The following is a 19,293-nucleotide window of genomic DNA, read 5'->3' as shown; positions in this document are numbered from 1 at the left end:
CCACTCACCATGATTCGCCTCGACCACCGCGATCCGATCCCCGAAGCCCTGCGCGGCGCGATTCTGGCCCTCGGCAATTTCGATGGGTTCCACCAGGGCCACCAGGCCGTCGTCGGCGAAGCCATCGCCTGGGCGCGTGGCGAGGGCCGCCCGGCCATCGTCGCCACTTTCGATCCGCATCCGGTGCGCTATTTCCGGCCCGATACCGCCCCTTTCCGGCTGACCACGCTGGACCAGCGCGAGGAATTGTTCGGCGCGGCCGGCGCGGATGCGATGCTGGTGTTCCATTTCGACGGCGAGATCGCCGGGATGCCCGCCGAGCGCTGGGTCCATGACATGATCCACGGTCACCTCCACACCGCCGGCGTGGTAACGGGCGAGGATTTCGTCTTCGGCAAGGGGCGCGGCGGCAATGCGCGATCGCTGCGCGAATTCGGCGAGCCGCTCGGCATCGAGACGCGCCGCGTCGCCGCGGTGCACGATTCGGACGGGCCGATTTCGTCGAGCCGTATCCGTGAAGCGCTCAAGGCCGGGGACTGCGCCACCGCGCGCCGGCTGCTGACGCGGCCTTTCGCCATCCGGGGCAGCGTGCAGCACGGCGACAAGCGGGGGCGCGAGATCGGCTTTCCCACCGCCAACCTCGATCTGGGCAGCTACTTGCGGCCGCGTTACGGCATCTATGCGGTGACGGGCCATCTGCCTGACGGGCGCGTGCTGCCGGGCGCGGCGAGTCTGGGCGTGCGGCCGATGTTCGATCCGCCCAAGGAACTGCTCGAACCGCATTTCCTCGATTTTTCCGGCGACCTCTACGGGCAGGAGATCGAGGTGGCTTTCCACCATTTCCTGCGGCCCGAGGCGAAGTTCGATACGATCGACGCGCTCATCGCGCAGATGCAGCGGGATTGCGACAACGCGCGGAAGCTTTTAAGCGCGCTGGCACAATGACTGAACAGCGCGACTATCGATCCACCGTTTTCCTGCCGAAGACGGACTTCCCGATGAAGGCCGGGCTCCCCCAGAAGGAGCCGGGCATCCTGGCGCGCTGGCAGGCGGACGACATTTACCGCCAGACCCGCGCGGCGCGCGCGGGGCGCGAGAAGTTCATTCTCCACGATGGCCCGCCCTATGCCAATGGCGACATGCACATCGGCCACGCGCTGAACCATATCCTGAAGGACATGGTGGTGCGCACCCAGACGTTGCTGGGCAAGGACGCGCCCTACGTGCCCGGCTGGGACTGCCACGGGCTGCCGATCGAATGGAAGGTCGAGGAGGAATACCGCAAGCAGAAGAAGAACAAGGACGAGGTTCCGCCTGAGGAATTCCGCGCCGAATGCCGCGCCTATGCCGCGCGCTGGGTGGACGTGCAGCGCGAGCAGTTGAAGCGCCTGGGCATCAATGGCGACTGGGACAATCCCTACCTGACGATGGACTTCCAGGCCGAGGCGACGATCGTGGCCGAGCTGATGAAGTTCGCCACCAGCGGCCAGCTCTATCGCGGCGCCAAGCCGGTGATGTGGAGCCCGGTGGAAAAGACCGCGCTGGCCGAGGCCGAAGTGGAATACGAGGACATCGTTTCCACGCAGATCGACGTGGCGTTCGAGATCACCGAATCGCCGATCCCCGAACTGGTCGGCGCCCATGCGGTGATCTGGACGACGACGCCGTGGACGATCCCGGTGAACCAGGCGATCGCTTATGGGCCGGAAGTCGATTACCACCATTACCGCGCGCATGACGGGCGCCGTTTTCTGGTGGCCGTCGATCTGCTCGAACAGTTTTTCGCGCGCACTGGCCTTGGCCCGCAGGCCGAGGGACTGACCGAAGAGGTCGCGCTCGCCGAATATGCGCTGGGCACTTATCGCGGCTCCGACCTCGCCGGCACCATCGCCCGCCACCCGATGCACGCGCTCGGCGGGTTCTTCGCCAAGCCGCGTCCGCTGCTCGCGGGCGATTTCGTCACTACCGACAGCGGCACCGGGCTGGTCCACATGGCGCCCGACCATGGCGAGGACGACTTCGATCTGTGCAAGGCGCACGGGATCGAGCCGGTCTTCGCGGTGGAGGGCGACGGCAAGTACCGCGCTGACTGGCTGTGGCTGGGCGGCGAGGGTTCGGTCATCAATCCGAAGTTCAACGCACCCGACGGGCCGATCTGCACCGCGCTGCGCGAAGCGGGCGCGCTGCTGGCGGCTTCGGCGGATTACCGGCATTCCTATCCCCATTCGTGGCGTTCCAAGGCCAAGGTGATCTTCCGCTGCACGCCGCAGTGGTTCGTGCCGATGGACCGGCACGGCGTGCTCGAGCACGAGGATACGCCGCCCGAAGCCCGCTGGGAGAACGAGGGCGGGTCGCAGGAGCCCAGCCCAAGCCTGCGCCAGCTCGCCATGGAAGCGATCGCCCAGACGCGTTTCGTGCCCGAAAAGGGCCGCAACCGCATCGGCAGCATGGTCGAAGGCCGGCCCGACTGGGTGCTTTCGCGCCAGCGCGCCTGGGGGGTGCCGATCACGCTGTTCGTCCACCGCGAGAGCGGCCAGTACCTCGCCGACCCGGAAGTGAACGCCCGTATCGTCGCCGCCGTGCGCGAGAGCGGCGTCGATGCCTGGTCCGATGCGCGCGCGCAGGAATATCTCGGCAATGCCTATCGGGCCGAGGATTACGAGCGCGTCACCGATATTCTCGACGTCTGGTTCGATTCGGGCTCGACCCATGCCTTCGTGCTCGAATCGGGTCGCTGGCCCGATGTGCAATGGCCGGCCGATCTCTACCTCGAAGGGTCCGACCAGCATCGCGGCTGGTTCCAGTCCTCGCTGCTCGAATCCTGCGCCACGCGCGGCCGCGCGCCCTACAACACGGTCCTCACCCACGGCTTCACCATGGATGCCAAGGGTCTGAAGATGTCGAAGTCGCTGGGCAACACGGTCAACCCGCTCAAGGTCATGGAGCAGTACGGGGCCGATATCATCCGGCTCTGGGCTCTGTCGGTCGACTATACCGAGGATCACCGCATCGGCGACGAGATTCTGAAGGGCGTGGCCGACCAGTACCGCAAGATCCGCAACACTTTCCGCTACCTGCTCGGCGCGCTCGACGGGTTCGGCCCGGACGAGCGGATCGGCGTGGACGCCATGCCCGAGCTGGAACGCTATGTCCTGGCACTGCTCGGCCGGCTCGACGGGCGGCTGCGGCAAGCCGTCGGCGACTACGATTTCAACACTTACGTCCGCGAGATCTCGGATTTCTGCAACGAGGATCTTTCGGCCTTCTTCTTCGATATCCGCAAGGACTGCCTCTATTGCGACGCGCCTGCGGACCCCAGGCGGCGTGCCTACCGCACCGTGCTCGATGTGCTGTTCCAGGCGCTGGTGCGCTATGCCGCGCCGGTGCTGGTGTTCACCGCCGAGGAAGTCTGGCAATCGCGCTATCCCGCTGGCGAGAGCGTGCACCTGCTCGAATGGCCGGACCTTGCGGCCCATGCCGCCGAGGTGGACGAGGCGAAGTGGCAGGCGCTGCGCGCGCTGCGCGAGAAAGTCACCGAGGCGATCGAGCCGCTGCGGCGCGACAAGGTGATCGGCTCCAGCCTGGCCGCCGAAGTGAGCGTTCCCGGCACGGCACCCGAGGCCGATCTGGCTGAACTGTTCATCACCGCGACAGTCACGCGCGGGCAGGGCGATGTGGTGAGCGTCTCTCCCACCACTTATCACAAGTGCGGCCGCTGCTGGCGCCATCTGCCCGAAGTGGCGGAAGACGGCGCGCTGTGTGATCGCTGTGACGAGGTGGTCGGGGCGATGGAAACCCCGGCATGAACCCGGCCCTGCTGAACCGTCTTGTCGGGCTGGTGCTGGCCGGCGCGGTGTTCGCGATCGACCAGGCGGTGAAGGGCTATATCAAGGGGCCGCTCGATCTCAGCCGGATCGGCGCGATCGAGATCACCGCGTTCTTCGATCTGCGCTGGACCAAGAATTTCGGCGTCTCGCTCGGCATGTTGACCGCCGGCTCGCCCGAGATGCGCTGGCTGCTCGTCGCCGTCACCGCCGGGATCGCGCTGTTCGTGCTGGTCTGGCTGCTGCGCGAAAAGGCGATGGCCGATATCGCCGCGCTGGCGCTCGTGCTGGGCGGGGCGCTCGGCAATATCCGCGATCGTTTCAGCTATGGCTACGTGATCGATTACGCGGACTTGCACATCGGCGAATTCCGCCCGTTCCTGATCTTCAACATCGCCGATGCCGCCATCACCATCGGCGTCCTCATTATCCTTGCCCGTTCCCTGCTTTCGCGCGAAAAGCCCGATGCAGCGGCAAATATCGCCCCGGAGAGCTGACACATGCGCAAGACACTTATGGCCAAGCCGGCAAAGGCCAGACTGGGGACCATCCTGTTCGTCGCCACGGGCGCCCTGCTCCTTTCCGGCTGCGGCAGCACCGGCGGGCTGTTCAATCGCGACCGGCCCGACGAATTCGCCGTCCAGCGCCAGACGCCGCTGGTGGTTCCGCCCGATTTCTCGCTGACCCCGCCCAAGCCGGGCGAGCCGCGCCCCTATGACCGCCCGCTGCAGCAGCAGACGCTCGACGCGCTGTTCGGCGGCCCTTCGGCGCGCAGCGAAATCGAGACGCGCACGCTGGGCATGGCCGGCACCGCCGCGCCGGCGATCCGCTCTTCTGTGGGCGATTTCACCACCAACACCGTCGCCAAGGGCCAGATCACGCGCCAGATCCTCGCCGCCCCGGAAGGCGACGGCCAGAGCGCGCAGACCGCGATCGGCGGCTAGGGCCGATCGCCATTCGGCCCTGACGGCCGGCAAATGGCGATTTTTCCGTGCTTCCGGTGCTCACGTACCCTTAGTACGCTGCGCCCTGGGTGATGAAAAACCCCCGTTTTCGGCACGCCATCTTCTGAATGGCGAACGGCCCCAGGATCTGATCGGCTGAGGCGGGAGCGGCGCTGGCCGCTTCCCGCCGTGTTCGCTCAACCTTGTCTCACGGTCATTCCGCCGCGATGCTGAAGGCCGGTTCCTCGTCCGCCGGGCGATGGTCGATCACCCAGCGCACGTTGCGCCGCAGCGGCTCGATCCCGTCGTGCGGCATTCCCGGCGGCAGCGAGTGCGAATCGTGGAACACCCGCATCGCGTCGCCGCCCCTGATCCCGACGACGCGCTGCACGCCGGCCAGCGCCAGCGGGTTGAGCAGCCGGTCGCGCAGGCTCTCGGGATAGATGCCGACGGTCTGCGTCGTGTCGTCGCACCATTTGACCACGTCGAGCAGGTTGGGCACCGGCACCAGATTGACCACGCGGTTGTTAAGCTGGTCGTAGAAATCGACCCGGTCGGAAAAGCGCGAGACGACCACGCCGCCGTCGATCGTGTTGCCCTCGACATGGTAGAACTCGTCTTCCAGCGCGGCGGCTTCCAGCTCGGCCTCGAGCGGGAGGTCGGGCCTGGCCGCCGGCGTCGACATGATCGGCGGCAGGTCCTTGTAGGCGGCGGCGATGCGGCGGCCGAACTCGATCACGCGTTCCAGCGATGCGTCGTCCGCCTCGCTTTCGACATAGACGATCCGCGTGTTCGAGCAGGCCGTCTGGTTGTAGAGCCCGGAAACCACCGCGACGCCCAGCGCCGCCTCGTCCATCGCCGCCTCGTCTTCCAGCGCCTCGCGGCCGATGACCGACATCGAGTATTTCGGGTTGAGCGCGGTCAGGTCGATCCCCGGCGTCAGGAACTTCTGGATGTGCCTGACCGAGGACATGCCGCCCCAGGCCGTGATCTTGTCGATGCGGCTGGTGCGCACGATCTGGCTTTCCATCGCCTCGTCGCCGCCTTTCCAGTACGCGACGGCGAGATGGCGCGTGACCGGATGGGTGGCATCCAGCTCGATCATGGTGCGCGCGATCGCATTGGCGGTGAGCGGATCGTTCGACGGGGACTTGATCAGCACGTCGGACTTGGTCAGCGCGCCGCGCACGATGGTCAGCGCCGCCACCACCGGCACGTTGCCGGCGGTGATGTGAAGCTGGCGCGTGCCGACCGCGCGCACCCGCACATGCCCGTCGGCGCCCGGCGCGGGCACCCAGCCATCGAGGTAGTCGATGCCGATCGTACGCTCGACCTGCTCGATCAGCGCGTCGGGATTGAACATCGCGGGCAGCTCGGCATAGACGCCGGCCAGGATCGGCTCGGCCAGCCCGCCCGCGCGCAGCGCCAGCTCGAAGCTTTCCTGCAGATAGGGATTGTCCGCGATGCGCAGCCGCTTGCCCAGCTCGGCCAGGAAATCGATCACCTGGCGCATCGGCATCGCCGCCAGATCGCCCAGCAGGACGGGGTTGCCCAGCACCAGATCGTGCACGTGCCGGTGCGGATCGGGCGCGCGGAACGTGGCGCCGCCGCGCCCCTTGAATTCGATGGCGTCCTCGCCCGGCGCGATGATGCGGCCGCGCGCGATGATCGGGATATCGTAAAGCTCGGTCATGTTCAGACCTCCGAGATGTAGTCCATGAAATCGTTGTAGGCCTGCGCGGTGCCGGCGCAGGTGATCTTGTCGTCACCGCCCTCCATCTCGGAGAAGCGCGTGATGGTGGGCCCCACGCGCGGGCCTTTCCAGCCGCAGGGGCAATCCTCTTCCCAGTCGATCGTCAGCTGGTCGCCCGAAATGAAGCCGCCCCAGTAGGTCTGCGCCATCAGGTCGAAGAAGGCGAAGCGGCCGGTCTGCGCGCCTTCGCGCGGCAGCAGGTTCATCTCGCGGTCGAATAGCAGCGGGATGGTGTGCGGCATGATGTGATAATGCCCTTGCGAGCAGCGTGGCGACATGCCGGTCACTTCCGACATGCCGTACATCATGCCCACCGTCTGGATGCCGAAGTAGTCCTTGACGAAGCCTTCCCAGTCATCGGGCGCGTCCTTGAAGCCTTTCATGCCGCCGCCGGTCATGATGAAGGAATCGGGCGTGAATTCGGGATGCAGCCCCTGCTCGATGCCGCTGCGCGCGGTGCGGATGAGATCGGCGAACGTGCCGCCCAGCTTTACGCGCTTGCCCTTGAATTCCTCGAACAGCGTGAAGAACCAGCTCTTGATGTCCTCCTCGCGGCGGCGGGCCTGCGCAACCATCGCCTCGCGCGCCTTGAGCAGCGCGGGATCGAGCCCGAGCCGGTCCAGCTCGCCCCGGTCCTCGGCCGCCTGCATCCGTCCGGCGAGCGACATCAGGTCCGACGAGATGTGCGACTGGTAGAGCGTGTGGTAATGCTCCGGCCCCCCGGCAGCCGGGATGTTGAAGAGGCTGAGCATCTTCATCATCATCTGGTGCCCGCCGCGATAGCCGGGGAAGAACGTCTCGACAGGATCGGTATAGGAATCGACGCCCGAGACGGCGCGCGTCGTCTCATAGTAGGAGCGCTGCCAGGCCGGGAACTCGACTTGCGAGCGCGGCACGAAGCTGAGCTTGCCGGTGGTGCCCGACGAATGGCCGACCAGCATCCCGAACGCGTCGAGCCGGTCGAGCCAGTCGTCCATCATCGTCAGGCCCGACAGGTCCACTTGCGTCAGGTCATGCGTGGTCAGGCGGTTGAGCCAGGCGTTGAGCTTGGGAAAATCGCGGTTCTCGATCAGCGAGAGCGGATAGGCCTTGTAGACGCGGTGATCGAACAGCAGCGGCAGCGCGTCCTCGAAGCCATCGACGGTTTCGACGCCTTCGCGCCGGGCCAGCTTGTTGAGCGCGGCGACGGAGTCCTTCTGCTGTTCGAAGCGCATCTTCAGCGCCGCGTTCTGCACCCCCACGCAATCGCGCCAGCTCAGCTCGAACAGGCGTTCGAAGCCCTGCTCGATCCATTTTTCGGGGCAGTCGGGCGATAGCGCGCCCTTGTCGGTCACAGTCTCGATCACAGCCTCGGTCATCAGCGGCTCTCCCGTTATCCGGTCGCGATTCGCAGGGAACGACGGCCGTTTCGTTATTTGCTGATCACTTTATTAGCATGAGGGTGCAAACAGGGTCAACCACGGCTGCCGGCCCGTGGGGAGGTTCATCGTCGGGGAGCGGGCAGGTGCCGTCATGCGCCGAAAGGCGCACTGTCAACAAACCCTCAGCCCAGCCGGCCGAGCATCCAGTCGATCAGCGCACGCACTTCGTCGTGCCCTTCGGTGATCCCGGTAGAGGTCTCGCGTTCGAGCAGGAGCGAGACGGCGTACATCACGAAGGCGGCCGCGCCCGGCCCGATCGGGCCGTTGTCGATGCCGTCGCGTGCGAATTGCCGGGCGATCGCGGCGGCCTCGATCCGGCGGGACTGGGTGACGTAACGGGCCACTTCCGCGCGAATGCCCGCGTGATGGTTGGCCAGCGCGACGAATTCGAAGACCAGCCTGGCGTCCACCCGGTTGCGCAAGTTGGCCCAGATCGACTGGATAGGATGCGCGCTGCCGGCGTTTTCCTCCATCGCCGCGAGCGCCCGCTCGGTCCGGCGCTTGAACGTCGCCAGCAGCAGCTCGTCCATCGTGCGGAAGTAGTAATAGACCAGCTGCTGCTTGACGCCCGCCTCCAGCGCGATGCGGCGCGAGGTGGCGGCGGCATAGCCTTCGTTGCGCATGACGGTTTCGGTCGCGTCGAGCAGGGCATTGAAGGTCGCCGAGTCCGGGCGCCCCATTCTTCTGCTTGTGGGCACTGGATTTTCCCCAAAGGCGAAGGATCGCGGTTCGCGCGAAACCCTGCCAGCCTTCGGCGCGCGGGCCAAGCGCCGAGAGGCGCATGTCCCGGACAACCTCTCAATGCTGCGCGGCGAGCGCCCCGGCCGGCTGCTCGATGCGGCCCAGCAGCAGGAACAGGCTGCCGCCGGCAAAGCTCGCGAGGCCGGCGATGACCATGTAGGCGCTGAAGTGATCGACCAGCCGCAGCGTCACGCTGAGCAGCACTGCCCCCAGTGTGGCCGATGCCGCCAGGCACGCGACCACCAGCCCCAGCACCGTGCCATAGACCTCCATCGGGAAGTACCGCATCACCAGATAGGCCGCCAGATCGCTTTCCGCGCCCAGCGACAGGCCCATCACCGCGACCGCCAGCGCCAGCGACAGCTCGGAATCGAAGCCCATGGCCACCGCCAGCAGCCCCACGCCCGGCATCCCCAGCGCGATCGCGGCGACGATCGCGGGGGGAAAGCGATCCAGCGCCAGCCCGCAGGCGAAGCGGCCGAACAGCACGCCCGCGGCCAGCAGCGATATCATCCACGCCGCGCTTTCGGACGAGGCGCCGTGTTCCAGCAGCATCAGCTTCATCTGCGAGCTTTGCAGCGGATAGAGCAGGTTGCACATCAGGAAGCCGCCGCTCACGATCCAGAAGGCCGGCGTGCGCAGGATCGCGGCATAGGCCTGCGCGGCGGGGCGCCGGGCGGGCCGCGCGCCAAGGCCCCGGCTTGCCGCCGGCCGGATCGGGCCGGGCATCAGCACAAGGGCCAGCGCGCCGACCACGCCGGTGTAGACGGCCACCATCACGTAGCCCGTCCGCCAGCCCTGCACCGCGATGACATGCGCCAGCAGCGGGCTGCCGACGACGCCGACCAGCGCCGGCGCGGTCGCCATGATCGCCAGCGCCAGCCCGCGCGCGCGGGTGAAGCGCTCGGCGATGAAGCGGCTGTAGACGGTGGAACTGGTGCTCGCCGCCGCGAACAGCAGTTGCAGCCCGCTGATCAGCACGAACATGGCCAGGCTGCCGTTCATCGCGCTGAAGGCCAGGAAGCTGAGCGGAAAGCAGACGATGCCGACCGCCGCCACCGGCCTGGCGCCGACCAGATCGGTCAGGCGCCCGAACAGCGGCACGAACACCAGCGAGAGCAGGCCGATCGTGCCGACCAGCGCGAAATCGGCGCGCGACCAGCCGAACTCCTCGATCAGCGGCGCCGCGAAGAGATTGGCGACATAGTGATTGATCAGGAAGCCCGCGGCCATGCCCGCGCTGGCTCCGGCGACGGCCCGGCGATGCTCGCGCAGCTCGGCGAAGTAAGGCGCCGCGCCGGGGCGGGCGGGGGAGGGATGCGCCATGTCCGGCCTAGCGCGCGGGCCGGCGGGTGCCACGGCGCAGCCGTGGCCGGATCGCGTGGTCGCGCCCTGGGGCGGCCTTGGCGGCGTGCAATGTCATCCATCCTCTCCCGTGGGGCGATCGTGATTTGTCGCCTGATCGGGAGCTATTTTGTCAGTCGATCAGCATCCTGTCCACAGCGAACCTTGTCCCTAGCGCGAGTCCGCGCGTCGGGCTTATCCGTCGCCGGTCACGCCGTCGTCTTCGTCCTCGGGATTTTCCAGGCTTACCAGCAGCTTGTCGATGCGCAGGCCGTCCATGTCGACGACTTCGAAGCGCCAGCCCTGATCGACGAAATATTCCCCCTCGCGCGGGACTTTCTTCAGCACGGCCAGGACATAGCCGGCCATCGTCGCGAACTCGCGGTCATCCGCCAGCGTCAGGTCCAGCCGCTGCGCCAGCGCGTCGGCCGGCATCGCGCCCGAGACCAGCAGCGATCCGTCCTCGCGCTCGATCACCAGCGGATCGTCGCCTTCGTCCTGGTGGCTGGCGAACGTGCCGGCGATCGCGGTCAGCACGTCGGTGGGCGTGACGACCCCGTCGAGATGGCCGTATTCGTCATGCACCATCGCCATCGAGACTTCGGCGACCTGCAGCCTGCGCAAGGCGTCGATCGCGTCGAGCTGGTCGGGGATCACTTCGGCCTTCTTCATCAGCGCGGCGATCTCCACCGGGCGGCCATCGGCCAGCGCCATCAGGACGTCGCGCACCTTGAGCACGCCCACCATGTTGTCGACCGAGCCATCGGCCACCGGCAGCAGCGAATGCGGCGTGCCGGCGATCATCTCGCGCAATTGCGCGGCGGTGGCGTTAAGGTCGATCCAGTCGATCTCGGGGCGCGGCGTCATCAACTCGCGCACGGGGCGTTCGGCCAGGCGCATCACGCCGGCCATCATCGCGCGTTCCTCTTCCTCGATCACGCCGGTGCGCGTGGCTTCGGCGAAGATCATGTGCAGCTCTTCGGCGGTGAGCCGCTCCTCGCTGCCGCCCCGCACCGCGAACAGCCTGAGCAGCAGCCCCGAAGAGCGATTGAGCAGCCACACGAACGGCGCCATCACGCGCGCCAGCACCACCATCGGCCGCGCCATGACGATGGCGATCGGCTCGGCCGCCAGCAGCGCGAGCTGCTTGGGCACCAGTTCGCCGATCACCAGGCTGGCGTAAGTCGTCACGGCGATGACCACGGCAAAGCCGATCTCGCCGGCATAGTCCTGCGGCACGCCCAGCCAGGCCAGCCGCTCGCCGGTAGGCTCGCCCAGGCTCGCGCCCGAATAGGCGCCCGCGATGATGCCGATCAGGGTGATGCCGATCTGCACGGTGGAAAGGAACTTGCCCGGATCGGACGCGAGCAGGAGGGCCGCCCTGGCCCCGCCGCTGCCCTTGTCGGCGGCCATCGTAAGCTTGGCGGTGCGCGCCGAGACGATGGCCAGTTCGGACATCGCGAACAGGCCATTGACCAGGATCAGTCCGGCAATGATGAGAAGGTCGGTCCAGGGAAAGGGCGTCACAATGCCTGCGCGCTAGCAGAGAATCGGCGAATCGCGAAGCGCGGCCTGCATCGCGGGGATCGCCGCGCGTCGCGCGCCGGACGGAACATGGGGCGGGATCAACCGTTGTCGTCCCTATATCCAGTTGGCATTCATGTTGCCTAATGCACACAACGAGCGGGATGCCTTCCTCACGAAAGGGGCGAAAGCCATGAAGAATTCACGTCTATTCACTTCCGCCGCGGCGGCGCTGGCGCTTGTCACCGTCTCCGCCTGCGTCACCGATCCCAACACGGGCGAGCGCAAGGTTTCGCGCACCGCGATCGGCGGCGTCGGCGGCGCGGGCCTGGGCTATCTGCTGGGCAGCGTGATCGGCGGCAAGACCGCGCGCATCCTGGGCGCGGGCATCGGCGGTGTCGCCGGCGGCGTCGTCGGCTACCAGATGGACAAGCAGATCAAGGAACTGAAGGAGCAGACGGCCGGTTCGGGCGTCGATGTCAGCCAGGTGGGCGACGGCATCCTGCTGAACCTGCCCGATGTGACCTTCGCCGTGGACAGCACCACGATCACGCCGGATTTCCAGGCGACGCTCGACAAGGTCGCGGCCAGCATGAACCAGTATCCCAACAGCCTGATCGACGTGTACGGCCACACCGATTCGACCGGATCGGACCAGTACAACATGGATCTGTCGAAGCGCCGGGCCGATTCGGTCGCGCGCTACCTGATCTCGCGCGGGGTCAATTCGGCGCGCATCCAGACGCAGGGCATGGGCGAATCCTATCCCGTCGCCGACAATGCCACCGAACAGGGCCGCGCGCTCAACCGCCGGGTGGAGATCAAGATCACGCCAGTGACGACCACCGACGCGCAGACCGCGCACTGATCCCGCGCGACAGTACCGAGACGGAAGGCTGCCAGGGGCCGGCGCGAAAGTGCCGGCCCTTTTTTCGCGTCAGGCGCGCGTCAGGCGGCGATGCGCCGGGCCCGGTCGGCCAGCCGGGCGACGGCGGCGGCGTGGATCGCCGACGATGTCGCCAGCACGCCGAAGGCGCGCGGATCGCGCTTGTTGTAATTGAGCGGCTGGCCGAACGCGTCGGTCACGGCGGCGCCCGCCTCGCGCGCGATCAGGCCGGCGGCGGCGATATCCCATTCATAGCCCCAGCGCAGCGTGGCGACGAGATCGGCATCGCCCGCCGCTACCATTGCCATGCGCAGCGCGATGCTGTTGGGCTGCGCCACCGGGACCAGATCGGCATCCTCGACGGACAGCACCTTGGCCGGAACGCGCGCGCCGGAAAGCTCCGCGCGCCGGCTGGCGACCAGCCGCTCGCCATTGCGCCAGCTGCCCTTGCCGGCTTCGGCGTGCCAGTATTCGCCGCCTTGCGCGCGCCGCCGGGCCGGTGCGAACAGATAGCCCAGCAGCGGCCGGCGGGTGTTGACCAGCGCCACCGAAACCGCCCAGCCGTCGCGCCCGCGAATATAGTCGCGCGTGCCGTCGATCGGATCGACCAGCCAGACCAGCTCGCCCTCGCAGCGTTCGGGGGCATCGGCGGTCTCTTCGGAAAGCCAGCCCGCCGACGGCAGCAGGGCGCGCAACTCGCGCTTCAGGAAAGTGTCGACCGCAAGGTCGCTTTCGGAAACGGGGCTGTCGTCGCCCTTGTGCCAGTGCGTCAGCGCATGGCCGTCACCCGGCCAGCCGGCCAGCGCGATCCGGCCCGCTTCGCGGACGATCGCCTCAAGGCGGGCGCGGTCGATCATGTCGGGGATGTCATCTGAAGTGCGGGCATTCGTCTCAACTCGTCAAATTGGGCCCCATCCGGGACTTTTCAAGCGGCCGGCTTTGTGCTTATGCGGCCACGCATATCCGGCCCCCCGCCGCCCGCGCATGAGGCACTCCAGTCGCACACTCCAGCAGAAAGCGATCCCCAGATGAACATTCACGAATATCAGGCGAAGGAACTGCTCGCGAAATTCGGCGTCGCGGTCCCCGCCGGCTACGCTGCCCTTACCGTTGACGAGGCCGTGGAAGCGGCCGGCAAGCTTCCCGGGCCGCTCTATGTCGTGAAGGCGCAGATCCACGCCGGCGGCCGCGGCAAGGGCAAGTTCAAGGAACTGGGCGCCGATGCCAAGGGCGGTGTCCGCCTGTCGAAGACGCTGGACGAAGTGCGCGCCAATGCCGCCGACATGCTCGGCAACACGCTCGTCACCGTGCAGACGGGCGAGGCCGGCAAGCAGGTCAATCGCCTCTACGTCACCGATGGCGCCGATATCGCCAGGGAATACTACCTTTCGATGCTGGTCGATCGCAAGACCGGCCGCATCGCCATGATCGTCTCGACCGAAGGCGGCATGGATATCGAGGAAGTCGCCCATTCCACGCCCGAGAAGATCGTGACCATCACGATCGACCCGGCCGAAGGTTTCCAGCCGCACCACGGCCGCGCGGTCGCGTTCGGCCTCAAGCTGAAGGGCGATCTCAACAAGCAGGCGCAGAAGCTGGCCAAGCAGCTTTACGAAGCCTTCAACGCCACCGACATGGCGATGCTCGAGATCAACCCGCTGATCGAGACGACCGACGGCAAGCTGCTGGTGCTCGACGCCAAGGTCAGCTTCGATTCGAACGCGCTGTACCGGCACCCCGATGTCGAGGCGCTGCGCGACGAGACCGAGGAAGACCCGGCCGAAGTCGAAGCCAGCAAGTACGATCTCGCCTACATCAAGCTCGATGGCGATATCGGCTGCATGGTCAACGGCGCGGGCCTGGCCATGGCGACGATGGACATCATCAAGCTGAACGGCATGTTCCCGGCCAACTTCCTTGACGTCGGCGGCGGCGCCTCGAAGGAGAAGGTGACGGCGGCATTCAAGATCATCCTGTCCGATCCGGCGGTGAAGGGCATCCTCGTCAACATCTTCGGCGGCATCATGAAGTGCGACATCATTGCCGACGGCATCGTCGCGGCCGCTCGCGACGTGAACCTTTCGGTGCCGCTGGTGGTCCGCCTGGAAGGCACCAACGTGGAGCAGGGCAAGGCGATCCTCGCCAACTCGGGCCTGGCCATCGTGCCGGCGAACGATCTGGGTGATGCCGCCCGCAAGATCGTCGCCGAGGTCAAGGCGGTCGCCTGAAACCTGCCGCCCAAAGCATGAGCGCCCCCGCCTTCGCGGGGGCGCATTCATTTAATCACGCTGAAAAGCGGGGTTGACGCGACCCGCGCGGGACGCAATGGCGTAGCCCGCAACCAGTTTAATCGCGCGGCTAAATCGTCGCCGTTCCTGCAAAGAGAGGACCGAAGCGCATGAAGATCCTCGTGCCCGTGAAGCGGGTGATCGATTACAACGTCAAGCCGCGGGTGAAGTCCGATGGCACGGGCGTGGACCTGGCCAACGTCAAGATGAGCATGAACCCGTTCGACGAGATCGCGGTCGAGGAAGCCATCCGCCTGAAGGAAAAGGGCGTGGCCGAAGAGATCGTGGCGATCTCGGTCGGCCCGGCCAAGGCGCAGGAAACGCTGCGCACCGCGCTTGCCATGGGCGCTGACCGGGCGATCCTGGTGGAAACCGATGACGAGGTGGAGCCGCTGGCCGTCGCCAAGATCCTCAAGGCCATCGTGGCCGAGGAGAACCCCGGCCTGGTGATCCTGGGCAAGCAGGCGATCGACGACGATTCGAACCAGACCGGCCAGATGCTCGCCGCGCTGCTGGGCCGGCCGCAAGGCACGTTCGCCAGCGAAGTCACCGTCGAAGGCGAATCGGTGAAGGTGAAACGCGAAGTCGATGGCGGCCTGGAGACGGTCAGCCTGAAGATGCCCGCGATCGTCACCACCGACCTGCGCCTGAACGAGCCGCGCTATGCCTCGCTGCCCAACATCATGAAGGCCAAGAAGAAGCCGCTCGATGTGAAGGCGCCCGCCGATTACGGCGTCGATACCGCGCCGCGCCTCAAGACGCTCAAGGTCTCCGAGCCGCCGGTGCGCCAGGCCGGCATCAAGGTGCCCGATGTCGACGCGCTGGTCGCCAAGCTCAAGGAAATGGGAGTAGCCTGATGAAGACGCTCGTCTGGGTCGAACACGACAACGCGTCGCTCAAGGACGCGACACTCGCCGTCGTCACCGCCGCATCGAAGCTGGGTGAAGTCCACCTCGTGGTCGCCGGCGCGGGCTGCCGCGCCGTGGCCGAGGCCGCCGCGCAGATTGCCGGCGTGGGCAAGGTCCACCTGGCCGACAATGCCGCCTACGAACATGGCCTGCCCGAGAACGTGGCGCCGCTGATCGCCGATCTGATGGGCCATCACGATGCCTTCCTCGCGCCCGCCACCACCACCGGCAAGAACATCGCGCCGCGCGTGGCCGCGCTGCTCGACGTGATGCAGATCTCCGACATCCTCTCGGTCGAAGGTGAGAAGACCTTCACGCGCCCGATCTATGCCGGCAACGCCATCGCCACGGTGGAGGCGACCGATGCCAGGCTGGTGATCACGGTGCGCGGCACCGCGTTCGAAAAGGCCGCGGCGACGGGCGGCTCGGCCGCGATCGAGGAGGTTGCCGGCCCCGGCGACGCGGGCCTTTCCAGCTTCGTCGGCGCCGAGATCGCCAAGTCGGAGCGCCCGGAACTGACCAGCGCCAAGATCATCGTCTCGGGCGGCCGCGCGCTGAAGGATTCGGAGACCTTCAAGCAGGTCATCTTCCCGCTGGCCGACAAGCTCGGCGCCGCGGTCGGCGCCAGCCGCGCTGCGGTGGACGCGGGCTACGTGCCCAACGATTATCAGGTGGGCCAGACCGGCAAGATCGTCGCGCCGGAAATCTATGTCGCGGTCGGCATCTCGGGTGCGATCCAGCACCTTGCCGGCATGAAGGATTCCAAGACCATCATCGCCATCAACAAGGACGAGGACGCGCCGATCTTCCAGGTCGCCGATATCGGCCTGGTCGCCGATCTGTTCAACGCCGTGCCGGAACTGACCAGCAAGCTGTAAGCCGCCATACCGCGCCGAAATGAAGAGAAACCCGGTCGGAAACGGCCGGGTTTTTCATGGCGCCGCCGCTGGCCGCTGCATATCGTCCCGCCCGATGGCAAAGAGGCGCGACAGCATGGCACGGGCAGCTCATCGGATACTGGCGGGCATCGTGGCCGTCGCGGCCACGACGAGCCCTGCCTTCGCCGGGGAAACGGTGCTGGCGCCGGCCACCAAGTGGCAGGTCGACTGGAACGACACCAGCTGCACGCTCTCGCGCGCTTTCGGGCCGCAGGACGATCCGCTGATCATCCGCTTCGAACGGTTCGCGCCCGGCAATAGCTTCCAGTTCCTCCTGATGGGGCAGGTCTTTCGCCACACCGATCACGAAAGCCGCTTTTCGATCGCTTTCGGCGCAGGCAAGCCTCACATCTATGACGGTAAAGTGCTGACCGGCACGGTCGGTGAGACGATGCCGACGATCTTCATCCCGGTAAGCCGGCTGGTCGACAGGAAGGACAAGAACGACGAGCACAATTTCAGCATCACGCCGGCGATGGAAGCGGCGGTTCGTTCGATCACGCTGCGCCTTGCGGGCAAATCGTTGCGGCTGGACACGGGGCCGATGAACAAGCCCTTTGCCGCGCTGCGCAAGTGCACGGACAATCTGGTCCAGACATGGGGGCTCGATCCCCAGGCGCAGGCCACCGGTATGCGTGGGCCCAAGCCGATGACTGACCCCGACACCTGGCTGCGGTCCGGCGACTACCCAACCGCCGAATCCGTGTATGGCAAGCAGGCCATCGTCAATTTCCGCCTGATGATCGATGCGCAAGGCAAGCCGACGGATTGCCGGATTCCGCGTTCCTACGGTGGCCCCAGGTTCGACCGGCAGACCTGCGCGCTGTTGATGGACCGCGCCCGCTTCGAACCCGCGCTCGACGCGCGCGGCCAGCCGATGGCTTCCTACTATATCAACACGGTCACATGGATCATGCGGTGAGGCGCGGGGGCGGCCTGGCTCAGCGCGGCAGCCGTTCGTAGAAGTTCAGTACCGCGCCATCCTCTTCGGCCGCCTGCGTGTGATAGCGCGCGAAGCCGAGCCGGGTCGCGACCTTTTCCGACGCGTGGTTGCCTTCCTCGATCATGCAGACGATGCGGCGGGGGCCGTGCGTCCGTTCGAACCAGGCGATCGCCGCGCGCATCACTTCGCCGGCGATGGCCTGGCCCCGGCCGTCGCGGTGCACGATCCAGCCGGCCTCGGGCTGGTCGTCCATGCCATGGCCCAGCCCGCGCCACGAATGGAACACGCCGCAACTGGCGACGATCGCATCCTCGCCGGGCCGGCGCACCATAAATGTGCCATAGCCGTAAAGACTCCAACTCCCCGCGTTGCGCAGCAGTCGGTCCCATTGCGATGGCGCGTCGGCACGGGCAGGCCCCAGGAAGCGGCGGGTCTCCTCGTCGGCGATAAGCTGGACGAGCCCGTCCAGATCACTGGCGCGCGGGCGCCACAGCTCGAACCGCTCGGTCGTCAATACGGGCTGTTCGGTCATAGCAGGCGCTCCACCGCGTGGATCGCCAGCCCGACAAGCCCGCCCACCAGCGTGCCGTTGATGCGGATGAACTGCAGGTCGCGGCCCACCGCGCCTTCGATCCGCGCCGTCACTGTGCCGGCATCCCAGCGCTTGACCGTTTCGGAAACCAGCCGGACGATCTCGTCGCCATAGCGCGAGACCACGCCGACGAGCGTGCGCCGGGCGAAGCGGTTGATCTGGGTCTGCAGGCGCGGATCGTTCCGCACGGCCTGCCCCAGATCGGCCAGCATCGTGCCGAACTTGCCGGTAAGCTCCGCGTCGGGATCGCGCAGCGTCGCGATCAGCGCGTGGCGGAAGCGTTCCCACAGGCCCTGCCACCACCCCGTCAGCGCCGGATTGGCGAGCATCTCGCGCTTGGTGCCTTCCACTTTGGCGCGAAGCACGGGATCGTGCACCAGATCGTGCGCCAGCCCTTCCAGCAGGCTTTCGATCTTCAGCCGTAGCGGGTGATCGGGCATCACGATCATCTCGGCCATCAGCTTGTACAGCCCGTCGAGCACCGAATTGGCAATGCGGGTGTCGAGCCCGGTGAAGCGCAGCAGGCTGTTCGCCCGCTCGCGGATCATCGTGCGGACCATGTCCTCGTTCGCTTCCAGCGTGTGCCCGGCCCAGCGGATGCTGCCGTCGATCAGCGGCAAGTGGCGCTTGTCGGCGATGGCGGCGGCCAGCATCTGGCCCAGCAGCGGCGCGACTTCCAGCTTTTCGAGCTGGCGGGCGAGTCCGGCCCGCACTTGCCCGCCGATCCGGTCGGGATCGAGCGATTCGAGCACGTCGGCGATCAGGCTGGCCGCGCCGTCGCGCAGGCGCGCCTCGCCCTCGCGGCGCGGGTCGGAGAGGAACGCGGCCGCGCTCGCCGCCAGGTTGAAGCCGATCAGCCGCCGCGCGACGACTTGCGGCGTCAGGAAATTGTCGCGCAGGAACGCCGCCATGGAATCGGCGATCCGGTCCTTGTTGTCCGGGATGATCGCGGTGTGCGGGATCGGCAGGCCCAGCGGGTGGCGGAACAGCGCCGTCACCGCGAACCAGTCGGCCAGGCCGCCGACCATCGCCGCCTCGGTAAAGGCCAGTGCGAAATCCCAGCCCGGATGCGTGCCGGCGTAATGCTTGAGCAGGAGGAAGGCGGCGGCCATCGCCACCAGCAGGCCCGTGGCGAACAGGCGCATCCGCCGCGCCTTGTCGGGCGCCACGGCCGGGCCGGTGCGCCG

The 19,293-nt window shown here is 67.0% G+C and carries 17 protein-coding genes; 9 read left to right on the top strand and 8 right to left on the bottom strand.

All coding sequences use genetic code 11. The annotated features are described in order from the left end of the window. The first annotated feature begins 9 nt into the window (after positions 1-9). From PYV00_RS07915 to PYV00_RS07900, 4 genes are read left to right on the top strand one after another with little or no spacing between them, the layout of a single operon-like run. Complete coding sequence (locus PYV00_RS07915) at positions 10-945, top strand: bifunctional riboflavin kinase/FAD synthetase (protein WP_275227746.1); 936 nt, start codon at positions 10-12, stop codon at positions 943-945. Continuing rightward, positions 942-3,806: an isoleucine--tRNA ligase gene (gene ileS, locus PYV00_RS07910; protein ID WP_275227745.1), complete on the top strand. Its 2,865-nt coding sequence runs from the start codon at positions 942-944 to the stop codon at positions 3,804-3,806. The genes PYV00_RS07915 and ileS overlap by 4 nt, the downstream gene beginning before the upstream one ends. After that, the gene (gene lspA / locus PYV00_RS07905; RefSeq protein ID WP_275227744.1) at positions 3,803-4,321 is read left to right on the top strand and encodes a signal peptidase II; all 519 of its coding nucleotides are present in this window, start codon (positions 3,803-3,805) and stop codon (positions 4,319-4,321) included. Before ileS ends, lspA begins: the two co-directional genes overlap by 4 nt. A 3-nt stretch (positions 4,322-4,324) precedes the next feature. Then, on the top strand, positions 4,325-4,768 hold the full coding sequence (locus PYV00_RS07900) for a DUF3035 domain-containing protein (RefSeq protein WP_275227743.1): 444 nt from the start codon (positions 4,325-4,327) through the stop codon (positions 4,766-4,768). Between the two features lie 214 nt (positions 4,769-4,982). Here the strand turns inward: PYV00_RS07900 and PYV00_RS07895 are convergent, their stop codons facing one another. The 5 genes from PYV00_RS07895 to PYV00_RS07875 form a co-directional block, all read right to left on the bottom strand. Then, positions 4,983-6,461, bottom strand: a complete 1,479-nt coding sequence (locus PYV00_RS07895; protein WP_275227742.1) for an acyl-CoA reductase — start codon at positions 6,459-6,461, stop codon at positions 4,983-4,985. A gap of 2 nt (positions 6,462-6,463) precedes the next feature. After that, positions 6,464-7,879, bottom strand: a complete 1,416-nt coding sequence (locus tag PYV00_RS07890) for a hypothetical protein (RefSeq protein WP_275227741.1) — start codon at positions 7,877-7,879, stop codon at positions 6,464-6,466. A 185-nt stretch (positions 7,880-8,064) separates the two neighbouring features. Beyond that, complete coding sequence (locus PYV00_RS07885) at positions 8,065-8,622, bottom strand: TetR/AcrR family transcriptional regulator (RefSeq protein WP_275227740.1); 558 nt, start codon at positions 8,620-8,622, stop codon at positions 8,065-8,067. A gap of 118 nt (positions 8,623-8,740) precedes the next feature. Then, positions 8,741-10,009: an MFS transporter gene (locus PYV00_RS07880; RefSeq protein ID WP_275227739.1), complete on the bottom strand. Its 1,269-nt coding sequence runs from the start codon at positions 10,007-10,009 to the stop codon at positions 8,741-8,743. A gap of 213 nt (positions 10,010-10,222) precedes the next feature. Next, positions 10,223-11,554 carry a hemolysin family protein gene (locus tag PYV00_RS07875; RefSeq protein ID WP_275227738.1) on the bottom strand — a complete coding sequence of 444 codons (1,332 nt, stop codon included), beginning with the start codon at positions 11,552-11,554 and terminating at the stop codon, positions 10,223-10,225. Between the two features lie 190 nt (positions 11,555-11,744). On the opposite strand from PYV00_RS07875, the gene PYV00_RS07870 reads away from it, so the two are divergent. Beyond that, a complete protein-coding gene (locus tag PYV00_RS07870; protein ID WP_275227737.1) occupies positions 11,745-12,419 on the top strand; it encodes an OmpA family protein in 675 nt (224 codons plus the stop codon). An 80-nt stretch (positions 12,420-12,499) separates the two neighbouring features. Here PYV00_RS07870 and PYV00_RS07865 read toward each other — a convergent pair whose 3' ends face one another. After that, on the bottom strand, positions 12,500-13,294 hold the full coding sequence (locus PYV00_RS07865) for a 3'(2'),5'-bisphosphate nucleotidase CysQ (protein ID WP_275227736.1): 795 nt from the start codon (positions 13,292-13,294) through the stop codon (positions 12,500-12,502). A gap of 171 nt (positions 13,295-13,465) precedes the next feature. Between PYV00_RS07865 and sucC the strand changes: the two genes are divergently transcribed. The 4 genes from sucC to PYV00_RS07845 all read left to right on the top strand — a co-directional run bounded on the left by sucC (position 13,466) and on the right by PYV00_RS07845 (position 17,493). Further along, positions 13,466-14,665: an ADP-forming succinate--CoA ligase subunit beta gene (sucC, locus tag PYV00_RS07860; RefSeq protein ID WP_275227735.1), complete on the top strand. Its 1,200-nt coding sequence runs from the start codon at positions 13,466-13,468 to the stop codon at positions 14,663-14,665. A gap of 170 nt (positions 14,666-14,835) precedes the next feature. Beyond that, entirely contained in the window at positions 14,836-15,582 is a 747-nt protein-coding gene (locus PYV00_RS07855) for an electron transfer flavoprotein subunit beta/FixA family protein (RefSeq protein WP_275227734.1), read from the top strand. Next, complete coding sequence (locus PYV00_RS07850) at positions 15,582-16,511, top strand: electron transfer flavoprotein subunit alpha/FixB family protein (protein ID WP_275227733.1); 930 nt, start codon at positions 15,582-15,584, stop codon at positions 16,509-16,511. The genes PYV00_RS07855 and PYV00_RS07850 overlap by 1 nt, the downstream gene beginning before the upstream one ends. Positions 16,512-16,626: 115 nt before the next feature. Further along, entirely contained in the window at positions 16,627-17,493 is an 867-nt protein-coding gene (locus PYV00_RS07845; RefSeq protein ID WP_275227732.1) for an energy transducer TonB, read from the top strand. A 19-nt stretch (positions 17,494-17,512) separates the two neighbouring features. Here PYV00_RS07845 and PYV00_RS07840 read toward each other — a convergent pair whose 3' ends face one another. Next, entirely contained in the window at positions 17,513-18,046 is a 534-nt protein-coding gene (locus tag PYV00_RS07840) for a GNAT family N-acetyltransferase (RefSeq protein ID WP_275227731.1), read from the bottom strand. Beyond that, a complete protein-coding gene (locus PYV00_RS07835) occupies positions 18,043-19,251 on the bottom strand; it encodes a DUF445 domain-containing protein (protein ID WP_275227918.1) in 1,209 nt (402 codons plus the stop codon). Before PYV00_RS07835 ends, PYV00_RS07840 begins: the two co-directional genes overlap by 4 nt. Between the last annotated feature and the right edge of the window lie 42 nt (positions 19,252-19,293).

It is taken from the genome of Novosphingobium album (ex Liu et al. 2023), from assembly GCF_029076845.1.
Taxonomy (GTDB): domain Bacteria; phylum Pseudomonadota; class Alphaproteobacteria; order Sphingomonadales; family Sphingomonadaceae; genus Novosphingobium.
The sequence above is the reverse complement of the archived record's forward strand: the minus strand, read 5'-3'. Positions and strand labels throughout refer to the sequence as shown.

What these genes read in the sequence shown, in the direction of transcription:
- PYV00_RS07915 (WP_275227746.1), top strand. Translation starts at nt 10, where the DNA reads ATGATTCGCCTCGACCACCGCGATCCGATCCCCGAAGCCCTGCGCGGC.
- ileS (WP_275227745.1), top strand. Translation starts at nt 942, where the DNA reads ATGACTGAACAGCGCGACTATCGATCCACCGTTTTCCTGCCGAAGACG.
- lspA (WP_275227744.1), top strand. Translation starts at nt 3,803, where the DNA reads ATGAACCCGGCCCTGCTGAACCGTCTTGTCGGGCTGGTGCTGGCCGGC.
- PYV00_RS07900 (WP_275227743.1), top strand. Translation starts at nt 4,325, where the DNA reads ATGCGCAAGACACTTATGGCCAAGCCGGCAAAGGCCAGACTGGGGACC.
- PYV00_RS07895 (WP_275227742.1), bottom strand. Translation starts at nt 6,461, where the DNA reads ATGACCGAGCTTTACGATATCCCGATCATCGCGCGCGGCCGCATCATC.
- PYV00_RS07890 (WP_275227741.1), bottom strand. Translation starts at nt 7,879, where the DNA reads ATGACCGAGGCTGTGATCGAGACTGTGACCGACAAGGGCGCGCTATCG.
- PYV00_RS07885 (WP_275227740.1), bottom strand. Translation starts at nt 8,622, where the DNA reads ATGGGGCGCCCGGACTCGGCGACCTTCAATGCCCTGCTCGACGCGACC.
- PYV00_RS07880 (WP_275227739.1), bottom strand. Translation starts at nt 10,009, where the DNA reads ATGGCGCATCCCTCCCCCGCCCGCCCCGGCGCGGCGCCTTACTTCGCC.
- PYV00_RS07870 (WP_275227737.1), top strand. Translation starts at nt 11,745, where the DNA reads ATGAAGAATTCACGTCTATTCACTTCCGCCGCGGCGGCGCTGGCGCTT.
- PYV00_RS07865 (WP_275227736.1), bottom strand. Translation starts at nt 13,294, where the DNA reads ATGATCGACCGCGCCCGCCTTGAGGCGATCGTCCGCGAAGCGGGCCGG.
- sucC (WP_275227735.1), top strand. Translation starts at nt 13,466, where the DNA reads ATGAACATTCACGAATATCAGGCGAAGGAACTGCTCGCGAAATTCGGC.
- PYV00_RS07855 (WP_275227734.1), top strand. Translation starts at nt 14,836, where the DNA reads ATGAAGATCCTCGTGCCCGTGAAGCGGGTGATCGATTACAACGTCAAG.
- PYV00_RS07850 (WP_275227733.1), top strand. Translation starts at nt 15,582, where the DNA reads ATGAAGACGCTCGTCTGGGTCGAACACGACAACGCGTCGCTCAAGGAC.
- PYV00_RS07845 (WP_275227732.1), top strand. Translation starts at nt 16,627, where the DNA reads ATGGCACGGGCAGCTCATCGGATACTGGCGGGCATCGTGGCCGTCGCG.
- PYV00_RS07840 (WP_275227731.1), bottom strand. Translation starts at nt 18,046, where the DNA reads ATGACCGAACAGCCCGTATTGACGACCGAGCGGTTCGAGCTGTGGCGC.
- PYV00_RS07835 (WP_275227918.1), bottom strand. Translation starts at nt 19,251, where the DNA reads ATGCGCCTGTTCGCCACGGGCCTGCTGGTGGCGATGGCCGCCGCCTTC.